27 protein-coding genes and 4 tRNA genes are annotated in these 26,014 nt (G+C 66.4%); 23 read left to right on the top strand and 8 right to left on the bottom strand.

Translation table 11 applies throughout. The features are described from left to right. Positions 1-317 precede the first annotated feature (317 nt). Positions 318-692 (top strand): hypothetical protein, encoded by a 375-nt coding sequence (locus tag JUB11_RS10910; RefSeq protein WP_247886977.1) that lies wholly within the window; start codon positions 318-320, stop codon positions 690-692. A 127-nt stretch (positions 693-819) separates the two neighbouring features. Further along, a complete protein-coding gene (glp, locus tag JUB11_RS10905; protein ID WP_207458557.1) occupies positions 820-2,058 on the top strand; it encodes a gephyrin-like molybdotransferase Glp in 1,239 nt (412 codons plus the stop codon). A gap of 27 nt (positions 2,059-2,085) precedes the next feature. On the opposite strand, the gene JUB11_RS10900 is transcribed toward glp, so the two are convergent. Continuing rightward, positions 2,086-2,583: a BLUF domain-containing protein gene (locus JUB11_RS10900; protein ID WP_207458556.1), complete on the bottom strand. Its 498-nt coding sequence runs from the start codon at positions 2,581-2,583 to the stop codon at positions 2,086-2,088. A gap of 412 nt (positions 2,584-2,995) precedes the next feature. Here JUB11_RS10900 and JUB11_RS10895 point away from each other — a divergent pair, with 412 nt between their 5' ends. After that, complete coding sequence (locus JUB11_RS10895) at positions 2,996-3,625, top strand: metal-dependent hydrolase (RefSeq protein WP_207458555.1); 630 nt, start codon at positions 2,996-2,998, stop codon at positions 3,623-3,625. Positions 3,626-3,660: 35 nt separating this feature from the next. On the opposite strand, the gene JUB11_RS10890 is transcribed toward JUB11_RS10895, so the two are convergent. Beyond that, a complete protein-coding gene (locus tag JUB11_RS10890) occupies positions 3,661-4,146 on the bottom strand; it encodes a hypothetical protein (protein WP_207458554.1) in 486 nt (161 codons plus the stop codon). Between the two features lie 123 nt (positions 4,147-4,269). After that, positions 4,270-4,587: a hypothetical protein gene (locus JUB11_RS10885; RefSeq protein WP_207458553.1), complete on the bottom strand. Its 318-nt coding sequence runs from the start codon at positions 4,585-4,587 to the stop codon at positions 4,270-4,272. Between the two features lie 298 nt (positions 4,588-4,885). Between JUB11_RS10885 and JUB11_RS10880 the strand changes: the two genes are divergently transcribed. After that, positions 4,886-5,227, top strand: coding sequence for a hypothetical protein (locus JUB11_RS10880; protein WP_207458552.1), 342 nt, complete (start codon positions 4,886-4,888; stop codon positions 5,225-5,227). Positions 5,228-5,266: 39 nt separating this feature from the next. Here the strand turns inward: JUB11_RS10880 and JUB11_RS10875 are convergent, their stop codons facing one another. From JUB11_RS10875 to JUB11_RS10855, 5 genes are all read right to left on the bottom strand, one after another. Next, the gene (locus JUB11_RS10875; protein ID WP_207458551.1) at positions 5,267-5,497 is read right to left on the bottom strand and encodes a hypothetical protein; all 231 of its coding nucleotides are present in this window, start codon (positions 5,495-5,497) and stop codon (positions 5,267-5,269) included. Between the two features lie 158 nt (positions 5,498-5,655). Further along, a complete protein-coding gene (locus tag JUB11_RS10870; protein WP_207458550.1) occupies positions 5,656-6,090 on the bottom strand; it encodes a response regulator in 435 nt (144 codons plus the stop codon). Between the two features lie 278 nt (positions 6,091-6,368). Further along, a complete protein-coding gene (locus JUB11_RS10865; RefSeq protein WP_207458549.1) occupies positions 6,369-7,229 on the bottom strand; it encodes a calcium-binding protein in 861 nt (286 codons plus the stop codon). 607 nt (positions 7,230-7,836) lie between these two features. After that, on the bottom strand, positions 7,837-9,246 hold the full coding sequence (glnA, locus tag JUB11_RS10860; RefSeq protein ID WP_207458548.1) for a type I glutamate--ammonia ligase: 1,410 nt from the start codon (positions 9,244-9,246) through the stop codon (positions 7,837-7,839). A 240-nt stretch (positions 9,247-9,486) separates the two neighbouring features. Then, a complete protein-coding gene (locus JUB11_RS10855; protein WP_207458547.1) occupies positions 9,487-9,825 on the bottom strand; it encodes a P-II family nitrogen regulator in 339 nt (112 codons plus the stop codon). A 318-nt stretch (positions 9,826-10,143) separates the two neighbouring features. On the opposite strand from JUB11_RS10855, the gene JUB11_RS10850 reads away from it, so the two are divergent. From JUB11_RS10850 to nuoF, 19 genes are all read left to right on the top strand, one after another. Then, positions 10,144-10,219 (top strand) — tRNA-His (locus tag JUB11_RS10850). Between the two features lie 211 nt (positions 10,220-10,430). After that, complete coding sequence (locus JUB11_RS10845) at positions 10,431-11,906, top strand: NAD(P)H-hydrate dehydratase (RefSeq protein WP_207458546.1); 1,476 nt, start codon at positions 10,431-10,433, stop codon at positions 11,904-11,906. Between the two features lie 117 nt (positions 11,907-12,023). Continuing rightward, positions 12,024-12,152 (top strand): hypothetical protein, encoded by a 129-nt coding sequence (locus JUB11_RS33165; protein WP_282189055.1) that lies wholly within the window; start codon positions 12,024-12,026, stop codon positions 12,150-12,152. A 134-nt stretch (positions 12,153-12,286) separates the two neighbouring features. Further along, positions 12,287-12,371, top strand: a tRNA-Leu gene (locus tag JUB11_RS10840). A gap of 95 nt (positions 12,372-12,466) precedes the next feature. Continuing rightward, entirely contained in the window at positions 12,467-13,804 is a 1,338-nt protein-coding gene (tig, locus tag JUB11_RS10835; protein WP_207458545.1) for a trigger factor, read from the top strand. A 106-nt stretch (positions 13,805-13,910) separates the two neighbouring features. Continuing rightward, complete coding sequence (gene clpP, locus JUB11_RS10830) at positions 13,911-14,549, top strand: ATP-dependent Clp endopeptidase proteolytic subunit ClpP (RefSeq protein ID WP_207458544.1); 639 nt, start codon at positions 13,911-13,913, stop codon at positions 14,547-14,549. Between the two features lie 318 nt (positions 14,550-14,867). Further along, a complete protein-coding gene (clpX, locus tag JUB11_RS10825; RefSeq protein ID WP_207458543.1) occupies positions 14,868-16,130 on the top strand; it encodes an ATP-dependent Clp protease ATP-binding subunit ClpX in 1,263 nt (420 codons plus the stop codon). Between the two features lie 311 nt (positions 16,131-16,441). After that, positions 16,442-18,850 (top strand): endopeptidase La, encoded by a 2,409-nt coding sequence (gene lon / locus JUB11_RS10820; protein WP_207458542.1) that lies wholly within the window; start codon positions 16,442-16,444, stop codon positions 18,848-18,850. 225 nt (positions 18,851-19,075) lie between these two features. After that, positions 19,076-19,348 (top strand): HU family DNA-binding protein, encoded by a 273-nt coding sequence (locus JUB11_RS10815; RefSeq protein WP_207458541.1) that lies wholly within the window; start codon positions 19,076-19,078, stop codon positions 19,346-19,348. Between the two features lie 100 nt (positions 19,349-19,448). Beyond that, positions 19,449-19,523, top strand: a tRNA-Val gene (locus JUB11_RS10810). A gap of 195 nt (positions 19,524-19,718) precedes the next feature. Further along, a complete protein-coding gene (locus JUB11_RS10805; protein WP_207458540.1) occupies positions 19,719-20,390 on the top strand; it encodes a calcium-binding protein in 672 nt (223 codons plus the stop codon). A 138-nt stretch (positions 20,391-20,528) separates the two neighbouring features. Further along, on the top strand, positions 20,529-20,741 hold the full coding sequence (locus tag JUB11_RS10800) for a hypothetical protein (protein ID WP_207458539.1): 213 nt from the start codon (positions 20,529-20,531) through the stop codon (positions 20,739-20,741). A 168-nt stretch (positions 20,742-20,909) separates the two neighbouring features. Beyond that, positions 20,910-20,986 (top strand) — tRNA-Asp (locus JUB11_RS10795). Between the two features lie 309 nt (positions 20,987-21,295). Beyond that, complete coding sequence (locus JUB11_RS10790) at positions 21,296-21,664, top strand: NADH-quinone oxidoreductase subunit A (protein ID WP_207458538.1); 369 nt, start codon at positions 21,296-21,298, stop codon at positions 21,662-21,664. After that, on the top strand, positions 21,655-22,200 hold the full coding sequence (locus tag JUB11_RS10785; protein ID WP_207458537.1) for an NADH-quinone oxidoreductase subunit B: 546 nt from the start codon (positions 21,655-21,657) through the stop codon (positions 22,198-22,200). The genes JUB11_RS10790 and JUB11_RS10785 overlap by 10 nt, the downstream gene beginning before the upstream one ends. Positions 22,201-22,229: 29 nt before the next feature. Further along, entirely contained in the window at positions 22,230-22,859 is a 630-nt protein-coding gene (locus JUB11_RS10780; protein WP_207458536.1) for an NADH-quinone oxidoreductase subunit C, read from the top strand. Positions 22,860-22,927: 68 nt separating this feature from the next. Next, positions 22,928-24,076, top strand: a complete 1,149-nt coding sequence (locus JUB11_RS10775) for an NADH-quinone oxidoreductase subunit D (protein ID WP_211112492.1) — start codon at positions 22,928-22,930, stop codon at positions 24,074-24,076. After that, positions 24,073-24,708: an NADH-quinone oxidoreductase subunit NuoE gene (gene nuoE, locus JUB11_RS10770; protein ID WP_207458534.1), complete on the top strand. Its 636-nt coding sequence runs from the start codon at positions 24,073-24,075 to the stop codon at positions 24,706-24,708. Before JUB11_RS10775 ends, nuoE begins: the two co-directional genes overlap by 4 nt. Before the next feature lie 10 nt (positions 24,709-24,718). After that, positions 24,719-26,011, top strand: a complete 1,293-nt coding sequence (gene nuoF, locus JUB11_RS10765) for an NADH-quinone oxidoreductase subunit NuoF (protein ID WP_207458533.1) — start codon at positions 24,719-24,721, stop codon at positions 26,009-26,011. Positions 26,012-26,014: the final 3 nt, after the last annotated feature.

Genomic DNA, 26,014 nt, shown 5'->3' with positions numbered 1-26,014 from the left:
GCTGTTGCTGCGGTGGTCCCATCATCGCGGGCGAGCCGCACTGGGCCGGAGATCCGCAGGGGCGGCCCTGGCATTATGCCTGCGCCGAAATGGCTCGGCTGACCTCGCCCTTCGACGCGCGCGGAAGGCGGCCCGATGCGAAGCCGTTCGAGGTTTCGGGCTGCGTCTCCTCCGCGGTTCAGTAAGGCTGGCGCCTTGCATCGAAAAAAAGGGCCAGGACTTCCATCGGGTCAGGGCCGGTTCCGGGCGATGTTGCCGACCGGATCCTGTTGACGCCGACGGGGTGGATGGCACCCCGCATCGAGGAGAATCGGCCGATGCCGGCGTCGCGAACCCCCCGTCCTGCTTTTAAAGCTTACCGGGCCGCCTTTCTGCTGCCCGTCCTTCTGCTGGGCGCCTGTGCCGGCCTGAGGCCAGTGGCGACGGCAGCACCGGAACCGGGGGCGGTCGCGGCACTCGACCGGCTCAGCCCCGGCGACTGCAACGAGGAGGTCGCCGCCGCGCTGGCGGGCTCGGGCATCCCGGTGTCGCGGGTGGAAGGTCTCACCTACGGGCTCTACCGGGATGATCGGACCGGCAACATCTCCGCCTACGACGCCTGGCTCAAGATGCGGGACCAGCCGGGGTCGGTCGTCTTGAAGCTCGACCGCTTTTGCCGGCCCGTCCAGTTCTACAACCGCGGCGGCGCGTAGGCGCAGGCTGAGGCGGGCTTGCTCGCCAGCGGGAGCTTGCGGCCGGGGCCGGTACCCATTGCGGGCTTGAGTTTTCCGGCCGGGGCGGGTCACATCGGTTGAGACGCTGATCGGGAGACGACTCGCCATGGATTGCTACACCGCGCCGGGACCCGGGCTGCTGCCGCTGGACGATGCGCTGGCCGCGATTCGCGACGGGGTGGACGCCGTGACGGGGGTGGAGAGCGTGCCCCTGCGCGAGGCGCTCGGGCGCATCCTGGCCGAGGACGTGACGGCTCCGGACAATGTGCCACCGATGGCGGTGTCGGCGATGGACGGCTGGGCTTTCCGCGCGGCGCCGGATTTGGGTGGTGCCATGCGGCGGCTGGCCGTGGTCGGGCGCGTGCCGGCGGGATCGGTCTTCCCCGGCACGGTCGGGCCGGGCGAGGCGGTGCGCATCTTCACCGGCGCGCCGCTGCCCGACGGGGCGGACGCCGTCGCCATGCAGGAGGAGTGCGAGGCCGCCGGCGACGCCGTGCTGGTTCCGGCGCTGGAGCGCGGCGCCAGCGTGCGCGCCGCGGGCGAGGACATGCAGGCGGGCGCCACCGTCCTGACGGCCGGGCGGCGGCTGCGCGCGCAGGAGGTCGGGCTCGCCGCCGCGGTCGGGCGCGACCGGCTTCGGGTGCGCCAGCGGCTGCGGGTGGTGCTGTTTTCCACCGGCGACGAGCTGCGCGAACCGGGCGGGGGAAAGCCGGCCGGTGCCATCTACGACGCCAACCGCTACACGCTGGCGGCCCAGCTCGACGCGCTGGGGGTGGAACTGCGCGACCTCGGCATCCTGCCGGACAAGGCCGCGTCCGTGCGCGAGGCGCTGGCCGCCGCCGCCGGCACGGCCGACTTGATCGTCACGTCGGGCGGCGTGTCGGTGGGGGAGGAGGACCATGTGAAGGCCGCCGTTTCCGAACTCGGCGTCATCACCCACTGGCGTCTTGCGCTGAAGCCGGGCAAGCCGCTCGCCATGGGGCGGGTCGGCGGCACCCCCTTCCTGGGGCTGCCGGGGAACCCGGTGTCGGCCATGGTCACCTTCATGCTGGTCGGGCGGCCGCTGGTGCTGCGCCTGTCCGGCGGGGAGGCGGCGACGCCGCGCAGCCTCGTCGTGTCGGGCTTCACCTTCACCAAGAAGGCGGGCCGGCGCGAGTTCCTGCGCGCCCGGCTGGAGACCGGCCCCGACGGCCGCCCGGTGGCGCACAAGTTCCTCAGCGACAGCTCGGGCGTCCTGACCTCGATGGTGGAGGCCGACGGGTTGGTGGACATGCCGGCCGAGGCGACGGAGATCCGGGCCGGGCAGATGGTGGACTTCCTGCCCTTCACCGGCCTGTTCGCCTGATCCGCCAAAGGGCGCTCCGGAGGCCGGTCAGGCCAAGCGGGGCAGATCGCAGGGCTGCGGGATGGCGGCGCGGATGAGATGGCGCACGGCGGGGCTGAGCTTCGCGCGGTTGCAGGCCTGCTCATACGCGCGGCCGAGCACCTCCAGGGCGAAGTCCGGCTCGTGCGACCGCTCCCGGAACAGCGCCGGGTCCATGGGTTCGTCCAGCACCGCGCGCCAGAAGGACTCGGTGTTCAGGGGTCCGTAATTCATCGCCCAGAAGCCGTGGCGGGGCGGCCCGTCATGGCGGGTCATCATCAGGGTCTTGATCCCGTGATGCCTCCGGTCGCGGATGATCGACGCGTAGAGGTCCGTCACCGGCCCCGCTGCCCCCTCCAGGATCTGCATGAAGGTGCCCTCATACTCCACCAGGAAGCCGGTGATGCCGCGCTCCTGGTTCCGGTGGGCGCTCTGCAGGCAGATGTCCGTGATCTCCGAAAAGGGCAGCAATTGAACAGCGTCGCTGCGGTAGGCGAGGGTGAGCACGGACGTCTCCGCGGTGTTCGGCGGGCGGGAGTGGGCGGGCGCGGAGCCGGGGGGCCGGCCGGCATCCCCGAAGCTTCCCGGGAAGCCTCTGCGAAGCCCCAGGTTAGGGGTGTTCGTCGTCCCCTCGCCAGCCTCTTCGCTGCGGTCCTGCCATGCATGCCCCCCGTCCATGTCCCGTCCTGCCCGTCGAATGGATGTGTGTCGAAACAATATGGGCTGGCGGCGCCCCCCGTCCACTCGGACTTCGGTCGAATCCCGGCCTATGCGTCCGTTCCCTTTTTGTTGATGGAGGAGGCCCTGCGCCGTTGTCCGCCGACTCGGCCAATGCTATGATTCCAAACAATTTTCCGGGGCAATCGGGCCGCGGTCGGCCTGGGGGATGCGTGGTGCGGGCGTTTCAAGGTGGCGCGTCATGATGGCGTCGTCCCACATCATCGTCGGCGCCGCGACCTGGAGCTACCTGTCGAACCGCCTGGGCCTGCCGCCCTTCGACGCGATCGCCATGGGAATGGCGGTCCTGGGCGCGCTGGCGCCGGACATCGATCACCCGAAATCCACGCTGGGCAGCCGGCTGAAGCCGGTGTCGGTCCCGGTGTCCTGGCTGTTCGGCCACAGGGGCATCACCCATTCGCTGCTGGCGGTGGCGGCCTGCGTCTGGGTGCTGGCGGAGAACCCGGCCTACGCGCGCTGGACCATTCCCTTCGTCGTCGGCTACCTGACTCATCTGGGCGGCGACCTCCTGTCGCCCGGTGGGCTGCCGCTGCTCTACCCGCTGAAGCGGCGGCGCACCTTCTCGCTGCCGATCATCAAGACGGGGGGCTTCTCCGAGCAGCTCCTGGTCGCGGTCCTCTGCGGCTGGCTGATCTCCGGCATCTTCGGCTGCGATTGGCGCTCCGTTTCGACTGCGGAACTGTGGCGCGGCGCCGTCGCGGCCGTCCGGCAGGCGGAGGGGGTGGTCTTCGCATCGGCCGCCAGGCAGGTGGCCGGCCCGCCGCCGCCGCCTCCCAAGCCGAAGCCGCCCCGCCGCAGCGCCGTTTCATAGCTGGAACGGACGTAAGGCGGATCGCCCCCGGCGGATCAGGTCTCGTAGGTGACGATGGTGAGGATCACGTCCACACGCTCCCCGTCCTCGGACAGGGGCAGGTGGATGCCCATGGCGCGGCGGACCGCGTGGTTGCCGCCGGTGTAGGGCGGAACGGTGAGGAGCGGACGGCCCGTCTCCACCACGGCGGTGCGGTCCTTCCAGACCTGGCTGTCGGGGCGGGTGTGTTCCAGTTCGGTGAAGTGGAAGCCGGTGAAGTCCCGCCGCGACATCCGCACGAGGCTGGGCCCGATCCAGTCGTACCGGAAATCGGCCGCCCTCCCGGCCGCGTCGCGCAGGACCCGCGTGAGGGTCACCCAGGGGGCGAGGACGACCGGAAGGGTGGCGGGGGCGAAATCCGCCGCGGGCGGCATGGGCCGGGCGCCGCGCTTCTCCTTCCACAGCCCGTAGGCCGCGGACAGGCGGAAACTGCGCGCGATGAGATCCAGTTCATCGGAGGGCAGCGGATCGTCGCACAGCATGGGCAGGAGGTTATTGTTCCGGAATCCCGAACGGGCCGTCCATCGTCGCGCCGCGCGATTGGTTTGGCAACCGCCGGGGACCGGCCAGCCTCCCATTCCGCCGACGGGAAGGGGGTAAACCGTTCAGACCGGTGGGGGCTCCCCGCTCAGCCAGCGGGTGGCGAGGTCGCGCAGCCGCGCGGTCTGCTGGCGCTGTCGGCGGCTGGACAGCGCGTAGCCGAGCCAGGTCAAGGCCACCAGCGCGACCCAGGTGCCGGCCAGATAACGCCAGTCCCCGCCGGCGACCAGCAGCACCGTGACGGCGGCCGTCACCAGCACCACCAGCACCCAGCACAGGATGCGGGTGCGCCGGAAGGAGGATTCGTCGCTCGCTTCGAATTCCTGCGCGAGGGCCTGGAGTTCCAGCCCGGCCTGCCGGCGGGTCTCGGTCGCTGGTGTCATGGTCGCTCCTGCTCGTCGCTCGGTACGTACGGTCCGGAAGTCGGTCCGCGCCGCCTTCCGTCGGGCTACGGAATGCGGAAAGCCGGGCTCCGGTTCCCGCGAGCGGGCGGGACGGCGCGGGCCGCAGCCATGCGTTGCCGTTCGATTCTTATCATGCCTATCATCCAGCGCGCGAGCGGAGCCGGGACGATGCCTCGCCGCCGCACCCGTCCTGCCGCGCCGATCCAAGTGTGGAATGAACCAGCGGGTGGCAGCGTTCGTGACGGTGGGCGATCCTGCCCGGAAGGAGAAAATGGGCATGCGTGCGTCACTCAAGCTCGCCGGCGGGCTGTCCGCCCTGGTCATGTCCCTCGCCGGATGTGTCTCGGACGGGGGCTACAACTCGCCTTACGGGCAGGGTTCCGGCTACGGGTCGCGCAGTTCCTCTTACGATGACGATGACTCGCCGAGCGTCCACAATCTGGGCAAGCGGCAGCGCGAAGCCCTGAAGCAGGGATGCGCCCGGAAATACGAGAACGACCGCAAGCGCTACCGCGACTGCATCCAGGGCGAACGCCACAGCGAGGAAGCCCTGATCGAGGGCTGCTACCAGCGCTACAACGGCGATTCGAAGAAGCTGCGGCAGTGCCTGGGGCGTTGAGAGTCCACTCCCGGCCGTCCTCCGGCGGGCGGGGGCGGTTCAGCCCCGGTAAAAGGGGTAGAGCGCCGGGATCCGCATGATCCGCGTCGGCATCGGCAGTGTCTCGATGTCTTCGTAAATCGATACATCCCGCCAAGCGCCGCCCTGTTGGACGCTGATGTGGCAGGAGCGGCGGATCACCACGCAACTCTCCACAGTGATGGAATCCTCCATCTTGTGCGGGATGACGTGGTGTCCCTCGACCCGCTCCCCGAACCTGTGGTTCGCCATGCCGGCCTCGCCGACATCCGTGACCCGGATGCCGCAGCAGGCGCAACATTTCCTCTGCCGCTTGAGCGCCTGTTCCCGCACCGCTTTCGGAAAGCGCAGGTGTTCGTAGGACTTTATCCGTCTCCAATCGGTTCCGGCGCCGCCGGCGCCCACGCGCGTCAGTGGCGTGTGTCCGCTTCGGACCGGCCGTGCCCGGCGCTTTCCTCCACTGCCGCAAGCGCGCCGTCTCCCTCGCGCGGCAGCGAGGCCTCGACCGCCTCGAGAAGCTGGACCGAGGGAACGGGCTTCATGAAGATCGTGGTCTTGGCCGCCGATGGCGTGACGACCACCATGCTGGTGAGCATGTGGCCGGTCATGACGACCACGGGCAGGGAGGGCCGCATCTCGCGCAGCCGCTCCGTCAGCCCGAGCCCGTCGAGCCCCGGCATGCGGACGTCGGTCACCAGCAGGTCCGCCGGGTCGCGGGAGAAGGCGTCCAGCGCCTCCAGCCCGTTGCGGGCCACGGTCACGCGGTAGCCGGCATCGGTCAGCAGATCCTCCACCGCCATCGCGACCAACGCCTCGTCTTCCGCAAGCAGCACATGGATCGGCACGGCTTTTCCCCTTCAAACGCTCGGACGTGCGGGAGGGCGCAAGGCGCCATCCCGGGCCGACCGGACAGGCTCATCCTTAACCCATGTTAATGGGAGAGGCGATTCCGCGCTTCGCCATAGCGGGGCCATGGCTTTCGGCAAGAGGGCCGTGGCGATGCGGATAGGGAACCCGCAACCACGACCGACTCATCCAGTTGATGATGCGAAATGGAGGCTCCATTCCAAATGGGCTTGCGATGCATTCCGAGAGCCACCATCCCGGAATGGAGTCTGGGCTTTCATAGAATGCTGAAGCTGGCTGCCGTCAAGGTGGAGGCAATCACTCCAATCAAGGTGATGCTGCTGCCTGCGCCAAGGTCGATTACGGCATTTCCGTTTACCGCAGAAACGCGTTCTAAGAGTTCTGCAGCGCTGGTATGAGCCAATCCATTCAAGCCGGCCCCCACCAGGATGCGGTCACCTTCGGAGGCGTTGAAGCCTAGGACGAAGTCCGCATCGCCCGTGTCGGTAAAGACGAAGCGGTCGGCACCGATACCGCCGGTCAGAGTGTCAGCGCCCGCTCCGCCATTCAGGAAATCGTTACCAGCGCCGCCGAACAACAGGTCATTGCCCGCTCCACCGTCCAGAGTGTCGTTGCCAAGAGCACCCCGAAGCTCATCAAGGCCGTCGCCGCCCCACTGGACGTCATTTCCTTGCCCGCCACCGAGGAAATCGTCGCCGGTTCCGCCGAAAAGCAAATCCATGCCAGCGCCACCGGACAAGGTATCGTTGCCGGTGCCGCCATCGAGCAGATCAGCGCCGGCTCCGCCCGCGAGGGAGTCATTGCCATCACCGCAGAATAAGCGGTCGTCCAGGTCTCCGCCGTCCACCGTGTCGTCTCCCGAGCCGGCGGACACAAAGTCGTAACCATCTCCGCCCAGGATAGAGTCGTCGCCCGTAACGCCCCGGATGAAATCGTCGCCGATCCCACCGATAACCGTATCATTGCCAGACCCACCGTGGATTATCGCCGGCGCGTCGCTTGGTTGAGTGTAGGCCAGAGTGATTAGATCGTCACCATTTAGCCCGTAATAGCCTTCGTAAAACTCCGTAATCGTAATCGAGCTGCTTCCGCCAGAAGAGTCCATGAGAACGGCCATTTACTTTGTCCTTTTTAGTGGTTGTTAATCATAGGGGCGGAGTGGTCATTCGAATCTGTGAGGGAATAGATATTACAAAAATTATTAAGAAACTTTTATTCCAAGTGCCGCTGGCATGAGGAGGATCAGCGCCTAAGTCATTCTGTGTCGCTGGGGTCACGCCCTGAACTCGTCTCCGGCCATGGCCCGGACCTGAAGTAACTGCGAGTTCCTGCTCACTGCATGAACCCGAGGTGTACCCATCCCCACAGAGTGACTTCGGGTAAGGGGCGTACCGGACCCATCGGAAACCCCTGGACCCGTTGCAAGCCCTTCTTGATAGGCCTCGCGCGTCATGCCTGGTCGGCAGGAAAGCTACCTTGAAGACTGCATTCGGCTTGGTCTGGTAGGGATGAGCGATCGCCACTCCGTCATGAGGACCAAAAACGTACTGATGCTTCGTCATGCCTCGTCTTGGTCGTCCCTGAGGACCGGACGGGAGCATCGATCCAAAAACACGAGAGCCCCCCTCGGGTTTCCCCAAGGGAGGCTCTTGCCTGCTACACCGGACTGCTACGCCGTGGGTTCCGAGGGGCGCTCAAAAACCCTGACGTTTCAGTGTCTTAGATCAGACCGAATAGTACATCTTGTACTCGATCGGGTGCGGCATGGTTTCGAAGGCCATCATCTCTTCCGTGCGGAGGTCGATGTAGGAGTCGATCATGTCCTGCGTGAAGACGTCGCCCTTCTGGAGGAAGGCGCTGTCGGCGCGCAGGCTTTCCAAGGCTTCACGCAGCGAGCCGCAGACGGTCGGGACCTTGGCCAGCTCTTCGGCCGGGAGGTCGTACAGGTTCTTGTCCATCGCCTCGCCCGGATGGATCTTGTTCTGGATGCCGTCCAGGCCGGCCATCAGCATGGCGGCGAAGGCGAGGTACGGGTTGGCCGACGGATCCGGGAAGCGGACCTCGACGCGCTTGCCCTTCGGCGAGGCGACGTGCGGGATGCGGCAGGAGGCCGAGCGGTTGCGGGCCGAATAGGCCAGCAGAACCGGAGCCTCGTAGCCCGGGACCAGGCGCTTGTAGCTGTTGGTCGAGGGGTTGGTGAAGGCGTTCAGGGCCTTGGCGTGCTTGATGATGCCGCCGATGTAGAAGAGCGCCAGCTCCGACAGGTCGGCGTAGCCCGAACCCGCGAAGAGCGGCTGACCGTCCTTCCAGATCGACTGGTGGCAGTGCATGCCCGAGCCGTTGTCGCCGAACACCGGCTTCGGCATGAAGGTCGCCGACTTGCCGTAGGCGTGGGCGACGTTGTGCACCACGTACTTGTAGTACTGCATGTTGTCGCCGGTGCGGACCAGCGTGTCGAACTTGATGCCCAGCTCGTGCTGAGCGGCCGCCACCTCGTGGTGGTGCTTCTCGACCGGCACGCCCATCTCGGCCAGGACGCTCAGCATCTCGGCGCGCAGGTCGTTGCCGCTGTCGATCGGGGCGACCGGGAAGTAGCCGCCCTTGATGCCCGGGCGGTGGCCCATGTTGCCGTCTTCGTAGGCGCGGTCGGAGTTGTAGTGACCTTCCTCGGAGTCGATCTGGTAGGACACCTTGTTCATCTCGACGGAGTACTTGACGTCGTCGAAGACGAAGAACTCGGCCTCGGGGCCGAAGAAGATGGTGTCGCCGATGCCGGCCGAGGCGGTGTACTTCTCCGCGGCCTTCGCGATGGAGCGCGGGCAGCGGGCGTAGGGCTGGCCGGTCGAGGGCTCATGCACGTCGCAGAGGATGCTCAGCGTCGGCTGGGCGGCGAACGGGTCCATGATCGCGGTGGCCGGGTCGAGCTGCAGGACCATGTCCGACTCGTTGATGGCCTTCCAGCCGGCAATCGAGGAACCGTCGAACATGATGCCGTCTTCGAAGACGTCCTCATCGATCGTCGAGACGTGCTGGGCCGTGTGGTGCAGCTTGCCGCGCGGATCGGTGAAGCGCAGGTCCACGTACTTGACGTCGTGTTCCTTGATCAGGTCGAAGACCTTGCTGATGTCGGACATATCTTGTTTTCCACGCTTGAAGGTTGGTTCCCGCAGCGAGTGAACCGGCCACCCTGAGCAAGGCGGTTCGCGGCGTTCGCGGCGGACGTTATGTCATGCCTCTCCGCCCCGCACAACGCAGCAACGCAAAATGTCCTTTGGCCGCAGCTTTCCTGGTCTTTCCGGAAAGAACCGTCGGTTTCGGGGGCATGCGCCGGCCTGGGCTCGCGGGAGGAGGGGAGGGAGGTTATGGGCCGGCGGTCAGACGGCGTCCGCGCCGCGCTCGCCGGTCCGGATGCGGATCACCCCTTCCACGGGAGTGACGAAGATCTTGCCATCGCCGATGCGGCCGGTGTGGGCCGCCTGCTGGATCGCCTCGATCGCGCGTTCGACGAGGGAATCCTCCATCACCACCTCGATCTTCACCTTGGGCAGGAAGTCCACGACGTATTCGGCGCCGCGGTACAGCTCGGTGTGTCCCTTCTGACGGCCGAAGCCCTTGGCCTCCGTCACGGTGATGCCCTTGATGCCGACTTCGTGAAGGGCTTCCTTCACCTCGTCGAGCTTGAACGGCTTGATGATGGCTTCGATCTTCTTCATGGGTCTCTCGTGTACAGGGTGCCAACGCCGGCAGGCACCGTTCACGGCTCTACCGACGGGGGCGATTAAAGCATGGACCGTGCCAAGCGCGCCTGAGTGAGATCCGCCTGTGCCGGTTCCACGCCTCGGGATGGCTTTGCTTCCGGTTGGGGCACAGGATCGCCCGTTGCCGCGCCATTGTGAACAAAAAATATGCAAAGATATCCCGCCGCGCCGGGCACGCGGACGGCCACGGCGGGCGAGGGCAAAAATTTCAGGCGTGTGAAAAACTCCGCTTGACCTCGGCGGGACAGGGGCGCTATCAACCCGCTCACAGCGGCGGCGGTAGCTCAGTTGGTAGAGCCCTCGGTTGTGGTCCGAGTGGTCGTGGGTTCGAATCCCATCCGTCGCCCCATCTTCTTCTTCACCTCTCATTCTCTCCTCTTCGTGAGGGCATCGGCCCCCGGCCGGCTTTTCGCCGGCCCCGCGCGGGACTATGCTGCGGCGCTGAAGGCCGCAGGGGGAGGGGAGATGAACCGCAGCAGAACCATTGAGACAAAGCCAAGCCCGGCGTCATCCGACGCTTCGGGCTTTTCGCGTTCGGCCCGTTCCGGCGGGGCGCGCTGATGGACGAGCTGCTGACCGTCGCCGAGATGCGGCGCGCCGACGCGCTCGCCATCGCGGGCGGCACATCGGGCATCGCCCTGATGGAGGAGGCCGGCGCCGCCGTGGCGCGCGCCATCTGCGAGCGCTGGGCGCCGCACCCCACGGCGGTCCTCTGCGGGCCGGGCAACAACGGCGGCGACGGCTTCGTCATCGGGCGGCTGCTTCTGGAGGCCGGCTGGCCGGTGCGGCTGGCGCTGCTCGGCACCCGCTCCGACCTGCGGGGCGACGCCGCGCTGGCGGCGGCGCGCTGGGGCGGTCCGATCGAGGCCGCCGACCCCGCCATCCTCGAAGGCAACCCCCTGGTCATCGACGCCCTGTTCGGCGCGGGTCTGTCGCGGCCGCTCGACGGCATGGCGCGGCGGGTGGTCGATGCCATGGAAGGGCTGACCGTCGTCGCGGTGGATGTGCCGAGCGGCCTGCACGGCGACAGCGGTCAAGTGATGGGCGCGGCGCCGCGGGCCGCCCTGACCGTTACCTTCTTCCGGCGCAAGCCCGGCCATGTGCTGCTGCCGGGGCGGCGGCTGTGCGGCGAGCTGCTGGTCGCCGACATCGGCATTCCGGAAACCGTGCTCGACGCCATCGACCCGCAACTGGCGGTGAACGGGCCGGACCTCTGGCGCCGCCGCTACCCCTGGCCGACGGCGGACTCTCATAAGTACACGCGCGGGCACGCGCTGCTGACGGGCGGGGACCGCATGACCGGGGCCGCCCGGCTGGCGGCACGGGCGGCGCTGCGGGCCGGGGCCGGGCTGGTCACTCTGGCCTGCTCGCCCGCCACTTTCCCGATCTACGCCACCGCCACGCCGGCCGCCATCGTGGCGCCCGTCGCCGACGGGGCCGACTTCCTGGAGCTGCTGGCCGATCCGCGCCGCAACGCGGTGCTGCTGGGGCCTGGGGCCGGGCTGGGCGAGACGACGCGTGCGCGGGTCCTGGCGGCGCTGGAGGCCGGAAAGGCCTGTGTGCTGGATGCCGACGCGCTGACCAGCTTCGCCGAATCGCCCGAGCAGCTGCTGGACGGGCTGAACGCGCGCTGCGTCCTTACCCCGCATGAAGGGGAGTTCGCCCGGCTCTTCGGCCGCGACGCCGACGGCGACAAGCTGGGGCGGGCCCGTGCCGCCGCCGCCCGCTGCGGGGCCGTCGTTCTGCTGAAGGGGGCGGACACCGTGATCGCGGCGCCCGACGGGCGGGCCGCCGTGAACACGAACGCGCCGCCTGACCTCGCCACCGCCGGGTCGGGCGACGTGCTCGCGGGAATCGTCCTGGGGCTCATGGCGCAGGGCATGAGCGCCTTCGACGCGGCCTGCGCCGGAGTCTGGCTGCATGCCGAGGCCGCGGCTGGTTTCGGGCCGGGCCTGATCGCGGAGGATCTGCCGGACCTCCTGCCGGGCGTGCTGCGCCGGCTGAAGGGCGCCGGGGTGCCGCCCCGCGCGGAATAGCCGCGCCTGGGGGAGCCGGCCGGTGCGGGGCCGAGACCGCGGGCGAGCGCGTTGCTCGAATCGGCGTCGGAGCGGAGCCCGGCGGGTGGGCGGGCCGCTCGCCAAAGGGGCCGCGGGATGATCAGCACTCTATATGAGCCGGGCGCCAGCGGCGCCAAGCAGGATGCCTATGGCGGCAAAGGGCGGACCATCGCATCCGCGGGCGTGCGTCCGCTCATGGCGGGGGCGGCGAAAGGGGCCGGCTGAGCGGCGGAATCCCCTCAAATCCATCGTATGGCTAGACCATTTTGCCTGTTTGCACGGACAACGCTGTGCTATAGACCGGACTTCAAGCAGGCCTGCCGGGTGCGTCGCGCCCGGCAGGCTTGCCGTTGCCCAGGGCGGGCGTGGCGGAATTGGTAGACGCGCCGGATTTAGGTTCCGGTGACGAAAGTCGTGGGGGTTCGAGTCCCTTCGCCCGCACCATGGCAACGCAGAAGGAATCGCAACGGGGAACCGGTATCGGGCCGTCTGTGGACGGGTGCCGCCGTGCCGGACAAACTAGACAGGCTTTCGTTCCGATGAACATCACCGAAACCAGCACCGACGGACTCAAGCGCGAGTTCAAGGTCGTCATTTCCGCCCAGGACATTGAAGAGAAGGTGAAGGGGCGGCTCGACGAGCTGCGCCAGACGGTGCAGCTCCCCGGTTTCCGTCCGGGCAAGGTGCCGGCCGCGGTGATCCGCAAGCGCTATGGCGGCAGCGTTCTCTCCGAAGTGCTGGAAGACGCCATCGGCGACAGCTCGCGCCAGGCGCTGACCGAGCGCGGCCTGCGCCCGGCCCTGCAGCCGAAGATCGAGGTCGGCAAGTACGAGGAGAACGGCGACCTCGAATACACGATGGCCGTCGAGCTGCTGCCGGACGTCGAGCCGGGCGACTTCTCGGGCATCGAGCTGGAGCGCCCGGTCGCCGAGGTTGACGACAAGGCTCTGACCGAGGCGCTGGAGCGGCTGGCCGCGACCAACACCACCCAGGAGACCGTGACCGAGGACCGCGCGGCCGAGAACGGCGACATCGCCGTGATCGACTTCGCCGGCACGGTGAACGGCGAGGCCCTGCCGGGCATGGACGGCAAGGACTACCCGCTGGAGCTGGGCGCCAACCAGTTCGTGCCGGGATTCGAGGAGCAGCTGGTCGGCGCCAAGGCCGGCGAGCACCGCACCGTCAACGTCACCTTCCCCGAGGACTACCCGCACGAGCAGCTCAAGGGCGCCGCGACGGTCTTCGAGGTGGACGTGAAGGAGCTGCGCAAGTCCGTCCCGGCCAAGGTCGACGACGAACTGGCCAAGAGCTTCGGCATGGAGAACCTCGACGCTCTGCGCGAGGCCCTGCGCGACCGCATGAAACAGGAATACGCCAGCCTGTCGCGCCTGCGCGTGAAGCGCCAGCTGCTCGACAAGCTCGCCGACTCCCACTCCTTCGAGGTGCCGGCCGGCATGGTCGACATCGAGTTCAACGGCATCTGGGAGCGTCTCCAGCAGGAGCTGAAGAACGGCAACGCGGGTGAGGACGCCGGCAAGTCCGAGGACGAGCTGAAGGCCGAGTACCGCGCCATCGCCGAGCGCCGCGTGCGCCTGGGCCTGCTGCTGTCGGAGATCGGCCGCCGCAACAACATCGAGGTCACCCAGGACGAGGTGAACCGCGCCCTCATCAACGAGGCGCGCCGCTTCCCCGGCCAGGAGCGCCAGGTGTTCGAGTTCTTCAAGCAGAACCAGCAGGCGCTGGAAGGCCTGCGCGCCCCCATCTTCGAGGATAAGGTCGTCGACCACATCATCGAGGCGGCGAAGGTGAGCGAGAAGACGGTTTCGGTCGAGGAGCTGACCCGCGACCCGGACGAGGACCAGGCTCAGGCGGCATAACTGCCGTTTTGCGTAGAGGGGCGGCCTACCGGTCGCCCCTTTCCGTACCTATATGGATGTGGAGCCGCTCTGACACTTGAGCTGCGGGAGCAGGGAAGAGAAATAAATGTACAACTTCGATTTCGAACCGAAGATGAACACTCTGGTCCCGATGGTCATCGAACAGACCAACCGGGGAGAGCGCTCGTACGATATCTATTCGCGCCTGCTGAAGGAGCGGATCATTTTCCTGGTCGGTGGCGTGAATGATGCCGTCGCCAGCCTGATCTGTTCGCAGCTGCTGTTCCTGGAAGCGGAAAACCCGTCCAAGGACATCGCGCTCTACATCAATTCGCCGGGCGGCTACGTTTCGGCCGGCCTCGCCATCTACGACACCATGCAGTACATCCGGCCGCAGGTCTCGACCGTGTGCATGGGCCAGGCCGCCTCGATGGGCTCGCTCCTGCTCGCCGCCGGCGCGCCGGGCAAGCGCTTCTCGCTGCCGAACAGCCGCATCATGATCCACCAGCCCTCGGGCGGCGCCCAGGGCCAGGCCTCGGACATCGAGATCCAGGCCCAGGAGATCCTGAAGCTGCGCTCGCGCCTCAACGACATCTACGTGCGCCACACCGGCCAGCCGCTCGACGTGATCGAGCAGGCCATGGAGCGTGACAAGTTCATGTCGCCGCAGGAGGCCAAGGAGTTCGGCCTGATCGACGAAGTCGTTGAATCCCGCCCGGCCGCGCTGAACGGCGAGGGTTCCTGATCCTTCGTTTGCGCGATGGGCGTCGTGCCGGACCCGGTTGAACTGGTGGCCGGCACGAACAAATGATTGATCGCGCCGGTACGGCTGTTGTTGAATGTCAGACGGCCGGCGCGATAGGCTCCCCTCGGGGAGCGGTCGACCTTGTCAAGGGCTTGGCCCGAGACAACCTCTGAAGAAGGAGCCCCCCTCCCGCACGGGACGGGGCACCGGGACGCGGAGGAAGGCCGGACGTTCGTTTTCCTCTAGGGCCGGCGTCGGGGGACGCCGAATCTCGTGTGACCGTTACCAAAACGTCCCCCGGGAGATGACGGAGTACCAATGACCAAGTCCAGCAGCGGCGATTCGAAGAATACGCTCTACTGCTCCTTCTGCGGCAAGAGCCAGCACGAGGTTCGCAAGCTGATCGCCGGTCCGACGGTGTTCATCTGCGACGAATGCGTCGAGCTGTGCATGGATATCATTCGCGAGGAGAACAAGACGACCCTCGTGAAGTCGCGGGACGGCGTGCCGACGCCGCGTGACATCCATACCGTGCTGGATGACTACGTGATTGGGCAGGAGCAGGCGAAGCGCGTCCTCTCGGTCGCGGTGCACAACCACTACAAGCGGTTGTCCCACGGCACCAAGCACAACGATGTCGAACTGGCGAAGTCGAACATCCTGCTGGTCGGCCCGACCGGTTGCGGCAAGACGCTGCTCGCGCAGACGCTCGCCCGCATCATCGACGTGCCCTTCACGATGGCCGACGCCACGACCCTGACCGAAGCGGGCTATGTCGGCGAGGATGTCGAGAACATCATTCTCAAGCTGCTCCAGGCCGCCGACTACAACGTCGAGCGGGCGCAGCGCGGCATCGTCTACATCGACGAGGTCGACAAGATTTCCCGCAAGTCGGACAACCCGTCCATCACCCGCGACGTGTCGGGCGAGGGCGTGCAGCAGGCCCTGCTGAAGATCATGGAGGGCACCGTCGCCTCCGTGCCCCCGCAGGGCGGTCGCAAGCACCCGCAGCAGGAATTCCTGCAGGTCGACACCACGAACATCCTGTTCATCTGCGGCGGCGCCTTCGCCGGGCTGGACAAGATCATCGCCCAGCGCGGCAAGGGTTCGTCGATCGGCTTCGGCGCCGACGTGCGCAGCCCCGAGGAGCGGACCACGGGCGACATCCTGCGCGAGGTCGAGCCGGAGGATCTGCTGAAGTTCGGCCTGATCCCCGAGTTCGTCGGCCGCCTGCCGGTCGTGGCCACGCTGACCGACCTCAGCGAGGAAGCCCTGGTCGAGATCCTGACCAAGCCGAAGAACGCGCTCGTGAAGCAGTACCAGCGCCTGTTCGAGATGGAGGACGTCCATCTCGAATTCACGGACGACGCGCTGCGCACGATCGCCAACAAGGCGATCCAGCGCAAGACCGGCGCGCGCGGCCTGCGGTCGATCATGGAGGCCATCCTGCTCGACCCGATGTTCGACCTGCCGGGCATGTCCGGGATCGAGAGCATCGCGGTCAACAAGGAAGTGGCGGAGGGCCGTGCCAAGCCGCTCTACGTCCACGCCGAGAGCCGGAGCCAGGCCCCGGGGGCCTGACCGGGCGCCAAGCTGTTGCTCGAGGCCAAGAAAAGCCGGGAAACCGCAGGGTTTCCCGGCTTTTTCATGCCCGAAACGCCGGATCCGGGGGCGCAGATGGGGCGAAAGGGGCTCGAACTTGGCCGCAAGCCTGCCGTAGGACGGCAAAACCGGGACAAATGGGCGGGATTCGGCGGCTGCCCCTTGAAGGGGGAGGGGGCCTGTGCCACGTTTACAGGGTGCCGCCATGCGATCCCCGCGCTTTCCCGAGGCGGTGTTCCTTCAGGCCCATTTCCGGGCTGACGGCGTTCCTATCATGAGGCCCAATTCCGATGTTTGAAATCCCCAGTGGTGCCCTCTATCCGGTCCTGCCGCTGCGCGATATCGTGGTTTTCCCCCACATGATCGTGCCGCTGTTCGTCGGACGCGAAAAGTCCGTGCGCGCCCTGGAAGATGTGATGAAGGATGACAAGCAGATCCTCCTCGTCACTCAGAAGAACGCGGCGCAGGACGACCCGACGCCGGCCGACATCTTCAGCGTCGGTACCGTCGGCACCGTGCTCCAGCTTCTGAAGCTGCCGGACGGCACCGTGAAGGTGCTCGTCGAGGGCGGACAACGGGCCTCGATCACCAAATTCGCCGACAACGAGGACTTCTTCCAGGCTCACGCCGAACTGATCGAGGAGTCGATCGGCGACAATCAGGAACTGGAAGCGCTGAGCCGCGCCGTGGTCTCTCAGTTCGAGCAGTACATCAAGCTCAACAAGAAGATCCCCCCGGAGGTGCTCGTCTCGATCAACCAGATCGAGGAGCCGGGCAAGCTGGCCGACACGGTCGCCTCCCACCTCGCGCTGAAGATCGCAGAGAAGCAGCAGCTCCTGGAATGCTCCACCGTCTCCGAGCGGCTGGAGCGGGTCTATGCCTTCATGGAAGGCGAGATCGGCGTCCTCCAGGTGGAAAAGCGCATCCGCAACCGCGTCAAGCGGCAGATGGAGAAGACCCAGCGCGAGTACTATCTGAACGAGCAGCTCAAGGCGATCCAGAAGGAACTCGGCGAGACCGAGGATGGCCGCGACGAGTCGGCCGAGCTGGAAGAGAAGATCAACAAGACCCGCCTGTCGAAGGAAGCCCGCGAGAAGGCTCTCGGCGAGCTGAAGAAGCTCCGCTCGATGAGCCCGATGTCGGCCGAGGCGACGGTCGTGCGCAACTACCTGGACTGGATGCTTTCCATTCCCTGGAAGAAGCGCAGCAAGGTGAAGCGCGACCTGAAGCTCGCCCAGAAGATTCTCGACGATGATCATTACGGGCTGGAGAAGGTCAAGGAGCGCATCCTCGAATACCTTGCCGTGCAGAACCGCATGAACAAGGTCAAGGGTCCGATCCTCTGCCTCGTCGGCCCGCCCGGCGTCGGCAAGACCTCGCTCGGCAAGTCCATCGCCAAGTCCACGGGTCGCAACTTCGTCCGCATGTCCATGGGCGGCGTCCGCGACGAGGCCGAGATCCGTGGCCATCGCCGCACCTACATCGGCTCCATGCCCGGAAAGATCATCCAGGGCATGCGCAAGGCCAAGTCGTCGAACCCGCTCTTCCTCATGGACGAGATCGACAAGCTCGGCTCCGACTGGCGCGGCGACCCCTCCTCGGCCCTGCTGGAGGTCCTTGACCCCGAGCAGAACGGGACCTTCGGCGACCATTACCTGGAGGTCGATTACGACCTGTCGGACGTGATGTTCGTCTGCACGGCCAACACGCTGCGCATGCCGCAGCCGCTGCTGGACCGCATGGAGATCATCCGCGTCGCCGGCTACACCGAGGATGAGAAGGTCGAGATCACCAAGCGCCACCTGCTGGACAAGCAGATCGAGGCGAACGGCCTGAAGAAGGGCGAGTTCAGCGTTTCCGACGACGCGCTGCGCGACCTCGTCCGCTACTACACCCGCGAGGCCGGTGTCCGCAGCCTGGAGCGCGAGATCGCCAACCTTTGCCGCAAGGCCGTGAAGGAGATCTCGCTCAAGGGTTCGGGCAAGGTCGCGGTCACCCGCCGCAACCTCGACAAATATGCCGGCGTCCGCCGCTTCCACTTCGGCGAGGCGGAACTGGAGGACCTGGTCGGCGTCACCACCGGCCTTGCCTGGACCGAGGTCGGCGGCGAGATCCTCTCGATCGAGTCGGTGAGCCTGCCCGGCAAGGGCCGGGTCACCACGACCGGCAAGCTCGGCGACGTGATGAAGGAATCGGTCCAGGCGGCCGAGAGCTACGTCAAGTCGCGCGCCGCGGAGTTCGGCATTAAGCCGACGCTTTTCGAGAAGAAGGACATCCACGTCCACGTTCCGGAAGGCGCCACCCCGAAGGACGGCCCCTCGGCCGGCGTCGCGATGATCACCTCCATCGTCTCCGTCCTGACCGGCATTCCGGTCCGCAAGGACGTGGCGATGACCGGCGAGATCACGCTGCGCGGACGGGTCCTGCCGATCGGCGGCCTGAAGGAAAAGCTGCTGGCCGCGCTGCGCGGCGGGCTGAAGCTCGTGCTGATCCCGAAGGACAACGAGAAGGACCTGGCGGACATCCCGGACAACGTGAAGCGCGGCCTGGAGATCATCCCGGTCAGCACGGTGGACGAGGTGCTGCGCAACGCGTTGGCCGCTCCGCTCCAGCCCATCGAATGGAGCGAGGCGGCGGAGATCGACGCCGCCGCGGCCAAGCAGCGGGCCGAGGCGAACGCGGACGCCCTGCGTCATTGATCGCATAGGGTGTGAAGGGAAAGGCCGGTGCATGGTTCCATGCGCCGGCCTTTCGCCGTCAACAGCATCCGTCAACCCTCGGCAGTGCTCGAATCTCAAGAAACGCTGGTATTTGGGACGCCTGGCCAATTGACGCCAGAGCCTTGGCGGGCTTAAGCTTTGCCCGCGCAAAGTCGTGGGGCGGCTTTGATAAAAAGTATTTTGCCTGTTAGGAAGGGGGATTAAGTGAACAAGAATGATCTCGTCGCGCATGTTGCCGACACATCTGGTTTGTCCAAGACCGACGCGACCAAGGCCGTGGACGCCGTGTTCGAGGGCATCTCGGACTCGCTGAAGAAGGGCGACGAAGTGCGTCTCGTCGGTTTCGGCACCTTCGCCGTTGCCGAGCGCGCCGCCAGCGAGGGCCGCAACCCGCGCACCGGTGAGAAGATCACCATTCCAGCGTCCAAGCAGCCGAAGTTCAAGCCCGGCAAAACCCTCAAGGACGCGCTGAACTGATCAGCCCTTTACGGGCCGGCCGTTTCAGGCCATAAAGGCGCCGGCCGGGCACAACCCGGCCGGTTCCCGCAACCCGGCGGAGCGCCGGGCCGGCATGGGCGGGCGATTAGCTCAGCGGTAGAGCGTCTCGTTTACACCGAGAATGTCGGGGGTTCGATCCCCTCATCGCCCACCAACCCAAAAAGCTTTCAGGACGGACACGAACGGCCCCTTCGCGGGCCGTTTTCGTTTTTTCGGCACGCCGCAGCGAATGCTCGAGGGTGGCAGTGAAAGCGCCGCGCGAAAACAGGTTTTCCTTGGAATGAATGAGGGATCGCCCGCGTTCATCCCTGCATGGAGATCATGACTGATCCAAGCGGGGGAGTGGGCGATGACCTACGGGGATGATTACGCGGCTTGGGACTGGAGCCTGGACCCATACTCCTATGGCGGTGGGTTGTCCTACGATCCGTTCCTCGACTCCTACCTCTACGATCCTGTGCCGGATGCTTACCTCGACACGCCAATCTACGATCCGGGCCTTGTGATCCTTGAGCCGCCGCTTGTTACGACGGTCATTTACGATCCGGTTCCCACCGGCGGGATCATCCTTGACGGCACGTACGGGGACGATCTGCTGGAAGGGACATCGTCCGCCGATGACCTCCATGGCGGACCAGGCGATGACCTGGTACTCGGCTATCGCGGTGCGGACCTGCTCTATGGCGGCCGGGGCGATGACGATCTCATCGGCGGGCGCGGCCCCGACGATCTCTATGGCGGGCAGGGTGCCGACACGCTGGAAGGGCAAGCCGGCGACGATCTCCTCATCGGAGGCACCGGCCCGGACCTCTTCCTGTTCGAGCTGGGCGGCGGACGGGACCTGATCGAGGATTTCTTCCCGGAGGAGGGTGATGCCGTCGGCCTTCCCCTCGGGACCACCTATGCAGTCACGGCCGACTTCGACGGCAACGCCGTCATCACCCTGTCCGCCGGAGACGAGCTGACCCTGCTTGGACTTGCGCCGGAAGCGGTGAGGCCCGGCTGGTTCGTGGTCGCTTGAACGGTCACCAAGGGGGCATCCTGCCCGATCCTCAGGTTGCACTTTCCGTCATGCCTTCGCACGGAATAGCGCAGCGGAGGCGACCCGCTGTGCTATGGTCCTCCTTCGAAATCGCATGCAAGGAATGGAGAGGGAAGGGTGAGCATCGAAGAACGCCGGCTGGGTGACCGCATCCTCCACGCGCTGAACCTCGCCCTGGAGCAGAAGGACCTCGATGTGGCGGAGCATCTGGCCCGCGCGCTGGAGTCGGCGCTGACCCGTTTCGGCGGGGAAGGGGCGGTTGAGAACCGGGACCTTTCCGACTCCATGGTGCTGGCCTTCCGCCAACTCGACGACCTGCGCCGCGGCTGAATTGTGGGGCGCCGCCGCGCCGGGATCGCTTTTCGCAGCCGGGTTGCCGCTTCGGCATTGACAGCCCGGCCGCCCCGCGGCTAGAAACGCCGCACCGAACGGCGGGGGCGCACAATGCGCTCTGGACCGGGCAGCGGCAAGGGGCCGCGCACCGGAAACGCCTGTTGCGCGGGTGTAGCTCAGTTGGTTAGAGCGCCGGCCTGTCACGCCGGAGGCCGCGGGTTCAAGTCCCGTCACTCGCGCCATTTCCTCTCGTTTCAAAACATTTCGTAGCGGCGAAACCGCTGGCGCGGGCGACGGTGTCATGCCCGTTTATGCCCTTCTCCGCCAGGGCCTATGCCCACCCGAAATTGCTGGATAAGCAAACAGTTAACGGCGCAGTACGGGTTTTTCCGCCTGCTACGAAAGTCGTTGAAACCGCTTTCAAACCCCAACCGCACGGCCTATATTCCGCCCGTCTGATGGGCTAATCCAAGGCAATCCCGCCACGGCATCGCGCTTCGGCCAACCCGGCCGCAGGCGACGCGCGTGGCGTGAGCTATGGGAGGACCGCGGTGACCAACCCGCTGATTGTTGAGTACCTTCCGATTCTGGTGTTTTTGCTGATCGGCATCGCGCTCGCCGTCGTGATGGTCGGCGCGTCCTACGTCATCAGCCCCAAGAATCCGGACGCCGAGAAGGTCTCCCCCTACGAGTGCGGCTTCGAGCCCTTCGAGGATGCGCGCACGAAGTTCGACGTGCGCTTCTACCTCGTCTCGATCCTGTTCATCATCTTCGACCTTGAGATCGCCTTCCTGTTCCCCTGGGCCGTGGCGCTCGGCGACATCGGGATGTTCGGCTTCTGGTCCATGATGCTGTTCCTGGGCATCCTGACGATCGGCTTCATTTACGAGTGGAAGAAAGGAGCTCTGGAATGGGAGTAGAGGCAGCCAAGTCCCTGGCGCCGATTCCGCCCGGACCGGAACAGGACGCGTATCTTCGTGCCGTCTCCGAGGAAATCCAGGAAAAGGGTTTCATCACGGCGAAGTACGAGGATCTGCTGGCCTGGGCGCGCACCGGCTCGCTCTGGCCCATGACCTTCGGTCTGGCCTGCTGCGCGGTGGAAATGATCCACGCCTACATGAGCCGTTACGACCTTGACCGGTTCGGCGTCATTCCGCGTCCCAGCCCGCGCCAGTCCGACTGCATGATCGTCGCCGGCACGCTGACCAACAAGATGGCCCCGGCCCTGCGCAAGGTCTACGACCAGATGCCCGAGCCCCGCTGGGTCATCTCGATGGGCTCCTGCGCCAATGGCGGCGGCTACTATCACTATTCCTATGCGGTGGTGCGCGGCTGCGACCGGATCGTCCCGGTCGACATCTACGTGCCGGGCTGCCCCCCGACGGCCGAGGCGCTCGTCTACGGCATCCTTCAGCTGCAGAAGAAGATCCGGCGCGGCAACCGCATCGCCCGCTGAGACACGAAGAAGAAGGCAGGCCCTGGCCCATGTCCGAACAGGCTTTGAAGGAACTCGGTGATCACATCGCCGGAGCGCTCGGCGACGACGTGCTGAACGTGGAAGTGGCGCTCGGCGAACTGATGATCACGGTGCGCCGTCCGTCCATCATCAAGGCGCTGACGTTCCTGCGCGACGACACGCGCTGCTCGTTCGAGCAGCTGATCGACATCACCGCCGTGGACTGGCCGGAGCGCGAAGAGCGTTTCGAGGTCGTCTACAACCTCCTCAGCTACAAGCACAACCAGCGCATCCGCCTGAAGCTCGGCACGGACGAGGACACGCCCGTCCCGTCCTGCGTGCCGGTCTACAGCGCGGCCAACTGGTTCGAGCGCGAGACCTGGGACCTGTTCGGCGTCTTCTTCTCCGACCATCCGGACCTGCGCCGCATCCTGACCGACTACGGCTTCGAGGGGCATCCTTTCCGCAAGGATTTCCCCCTGACCGGCTATGTCGAGGTGCGCTACGACGAGGACCAGAAGCGCGTGGTCTACGAGCCCGTGCGCCTGACCCAGGACTTCCGCACCTTCGACTTCCTGTCGCCCTGGGAAGGCATGACCGACGTCATGCTGCCCGGCGACGAAAAGGCCCAAGCCCCTGACACTGGGAGCAAGTCGTGACCATCGCCACCTCCGCGAGCCCGACCGCCGGACAGGCGGGCGGCAAGACCCAAATCAAGCCCTACACCATGAACTTCGGGCCGCAGCACCCGGCGGCCCACGGCGTGCTGCGCCTGGTGATGGAGCTGAACGGCGAGGTGGTGGAGCGCTGCGATCCGCACATCGGCCTCCTGCACCGCGGCACCGAGAAGCTGATCGAGTACAAGACCTACCTCCAGGCCGTTCCCTACTTCGACCGCCTCGACTATGTCAGCCCGATGTGCATGGAGCACGCCTATGTGCTCGCCATCGAGAACCTGCTGAAGATCAAGGCGCCGATCCGTGCCCAGTACATCCGCGTGATGTTCTCCGAGATCACGCGCATCCTGAACCACATCCTGTCGATCACGACCGGCGCGCTCGACGTCGGTGCGATCACGCCGGCGCTGTGGGGCTTCGAGGAGCGCGAGATCCTCATGGAGTTCTACGAGCGTGTCTCGGGCTCGCGGCTGCACGCCAACTACTTCCGCCCGGGCGGCGTCGCCTGGGACCTGCCGCCCGGCCTGACCGACGACATCTGGGCCTTCACCGAGAGCTTCCCGAAGTTCATCGACGACATCGACAACCTGCTGACGGACAACCGCATCTTCAAGCAGCGCACGGTCGACATCGGCATCGTGACGAAGGAAGAGGCGTTCGACTGGGGCTTCACCGGCCCGATGCTGCGCGGCTCGAACGTCGCCTGGGACCTGCGCAAGTCGCAGCCCTATGAAGTGTACGGCGAGCTGGACTTCGACGTGCCGGTCGGCCTCACCGGCGACTGCTGGGCGCGCTACCTCGTCCGCATGGAGGAGATGCGCCAGTCCCTGCGGATCATCCGCCAGTGCATCGAGAAGCTGCCCGACGGTCCGGTGCGGGTGCAGGACCGCAAGGTCGTGCCGCCCCCGCGCGGGGAGATGAAGCGCTCCATGGAGGCGCTCATCCACCACTTCAAGCTCTTCACCGAGGGCTTCCACGTGCCCGCGGGCGAGACCTACACCGCCATCGAGGCGCCCAAGGGCGAGTTCGGCGTCTATCTCGTGGCCGACGGCACCAACAAGCCGTACCGCTGCAAGATCCGCGCGCCCGGCTTCCCCCACCTGCAGGGCCTCGACTTCATGTCCAAGGGCCACATGCTCGCCGACGCGGTGGCGAACATCGCGTCCATGGACATCGTCTTCGGAGAAATCGACCGATGAGCGCGCCGGACACCACCCTGGCCGACACCCACGCCGACGAGCCGGCCTTCCTCTTCACGCCGGACAACCTGGCGCTCGCCGAGCGGATCATCGCCAAGTACCCGGCCGGCCGCCAAGCCAGCGCCTGCATGCCGCTGCTCGACCTCGCCCAGCGCCAGAACGCCGGCTACCTGTCGCGCGCCTGCATGGACGCGGTCGCCGACATGCTGTCGATGCCGCGCATCCGCGTGTACGAGGTGGCGACCTTCTACACGATGTTCAACAAGGCGCCCGTCGGTAAGCACGTCATCCAGGTCTGCACGACCACGCCCTGCTGGCTGCGCGGTTCCGACGATGTGGTGCACGCCTGCGAGCGCAAGCTGGGCATCCATGTCGGCGAGACCACCGACGACGGGCAGTTCACGCTGCGCGAGGTCGAGTGCTCCGGCGCCTGCGTGAACGCGCCCGTGGTGCAGATCGGCGACGACTACTACGAGGACGTCGCCCCCGAGAGGATGGAAAAGATCATCGACGCGCTGGCGCGGGGCGAGATCCCGCCGCATGGTTCGCAGATCGGCCGCCGCTCGTCCGAACCGGAGGGAGGGCCGACCACGCTGAAGGCCTTCACCACCGACAGCCAGACCGATCACTGAGGGGGATGCGATGCTTCGCGACGAGGACCGCATTTTCACGAACCTTTACGGCTACCAGGACTTCGGCCTGGAGGCCGCGAAGAAGCGCGGTGATTGGGACAACACCGCCGCCCTGATCGCCAAGGGCCGCGACTGGATCATCAACGAGACCAAGGAATCCGGTCTGCGCGGCCGCGGCGGCGCCGGCTTCTCCACCGGCATGAAGTGGTCCTTCATGCCCAAGAACGTGACCGACAAGCCGGTCTATCTGGTGGTGAACGCCGACGAGGGCGAGCCCGGCACCTGCAAGGACCGCGACATCCTGCGGCACGACCCGCACAAGCTGATCGAGGGCTGCCTTCTGGCCGGTGTCGCGATCGGGGCGACCGCCTGCTACATCTACATCCGCGGCGAGTTCTACAACGAGGGCTCGAACGTTCAGCGCGCCATCGACGAGGCCTACGAGGCCGGTCTGATCGGCAAGAACGCCTGCGGCAGCGGCTACGATTACGACATCTACATCCACCGCGGTGCCGGCGCCTACATCTGCGGCGAGGAGACGGCGCTCATCGAGTCCATCGAGGGCAAGAAGGGCCAGCCGCGCAACAAGCCGCCCTTCCCGGCGCAGGCGGGCCTCTATTCCTGCCCGACCACGGTGAACAACGTCGAATCCATCGCCGTCGTTCCCACCATCCTGCGCCGCGGTGCCGCCTGGTTCGCCGGGCTCGGCCGCCCGAAGAACACCGGCACCAAGCTCTTCTGCATCTCCGGCCACGTGAACAAGCCGTGCAACGTGGAAGAGGAGATGGGCATCCCCTTGAAGGAGCTGATCGAACGCCATGCCGGCGGCGTGCGTGGGGGCTGGGACAACCTGCTCGCCATCATCCCCGGCGGCTCCTCGGTTCCGCTGCTGCCCAAGGACATCTGCGACACCGTCCTGATGGACTTCGACAGCCTGCGCGAGGTCCGTTCGGGCCTGGGCACCGCCGCCGTGATCGTGATGGACAAGTCCACCGACATCGTGAAGGCGATCGCCCGACTGTCGCAGTTCTACGCCCACGAATCCTGCGGCCAGTGCACGCCCTGCCGCGAGGGCACCGGCTGGATGAGCCGCATCATGCAGCGCATGGTGAAGGGCAACGCCAGCGTCGAGGAAATCGACATGCTGCTGGAAGTCACCAAGCAGATCGAAGGCCACACGATCTGCGCTCTCGGCGACGCCGCGGCCTGGCCGGTCCAGGGGCTGTTCCGGTACTTCCGCCCGGAGGTGGAGCGCCGCATCCACGCCTATCGCAATTCCGCCAGCCCGCTGGCGGCCGAGTAAGGA

The organism is Azospirillum sp. SYSU D00513, assembly GCF_017356015.1.
Lineage (GTDB): Bacteria > Pseudomonadota > Alphaproteobacteria > Azospirillales > Azospirillaceae > Azospirillum.
Note: the sequence above shows the minus strand (reverse complement) of the source record. Positions and strands in the feature narration are given on the sequence as shown.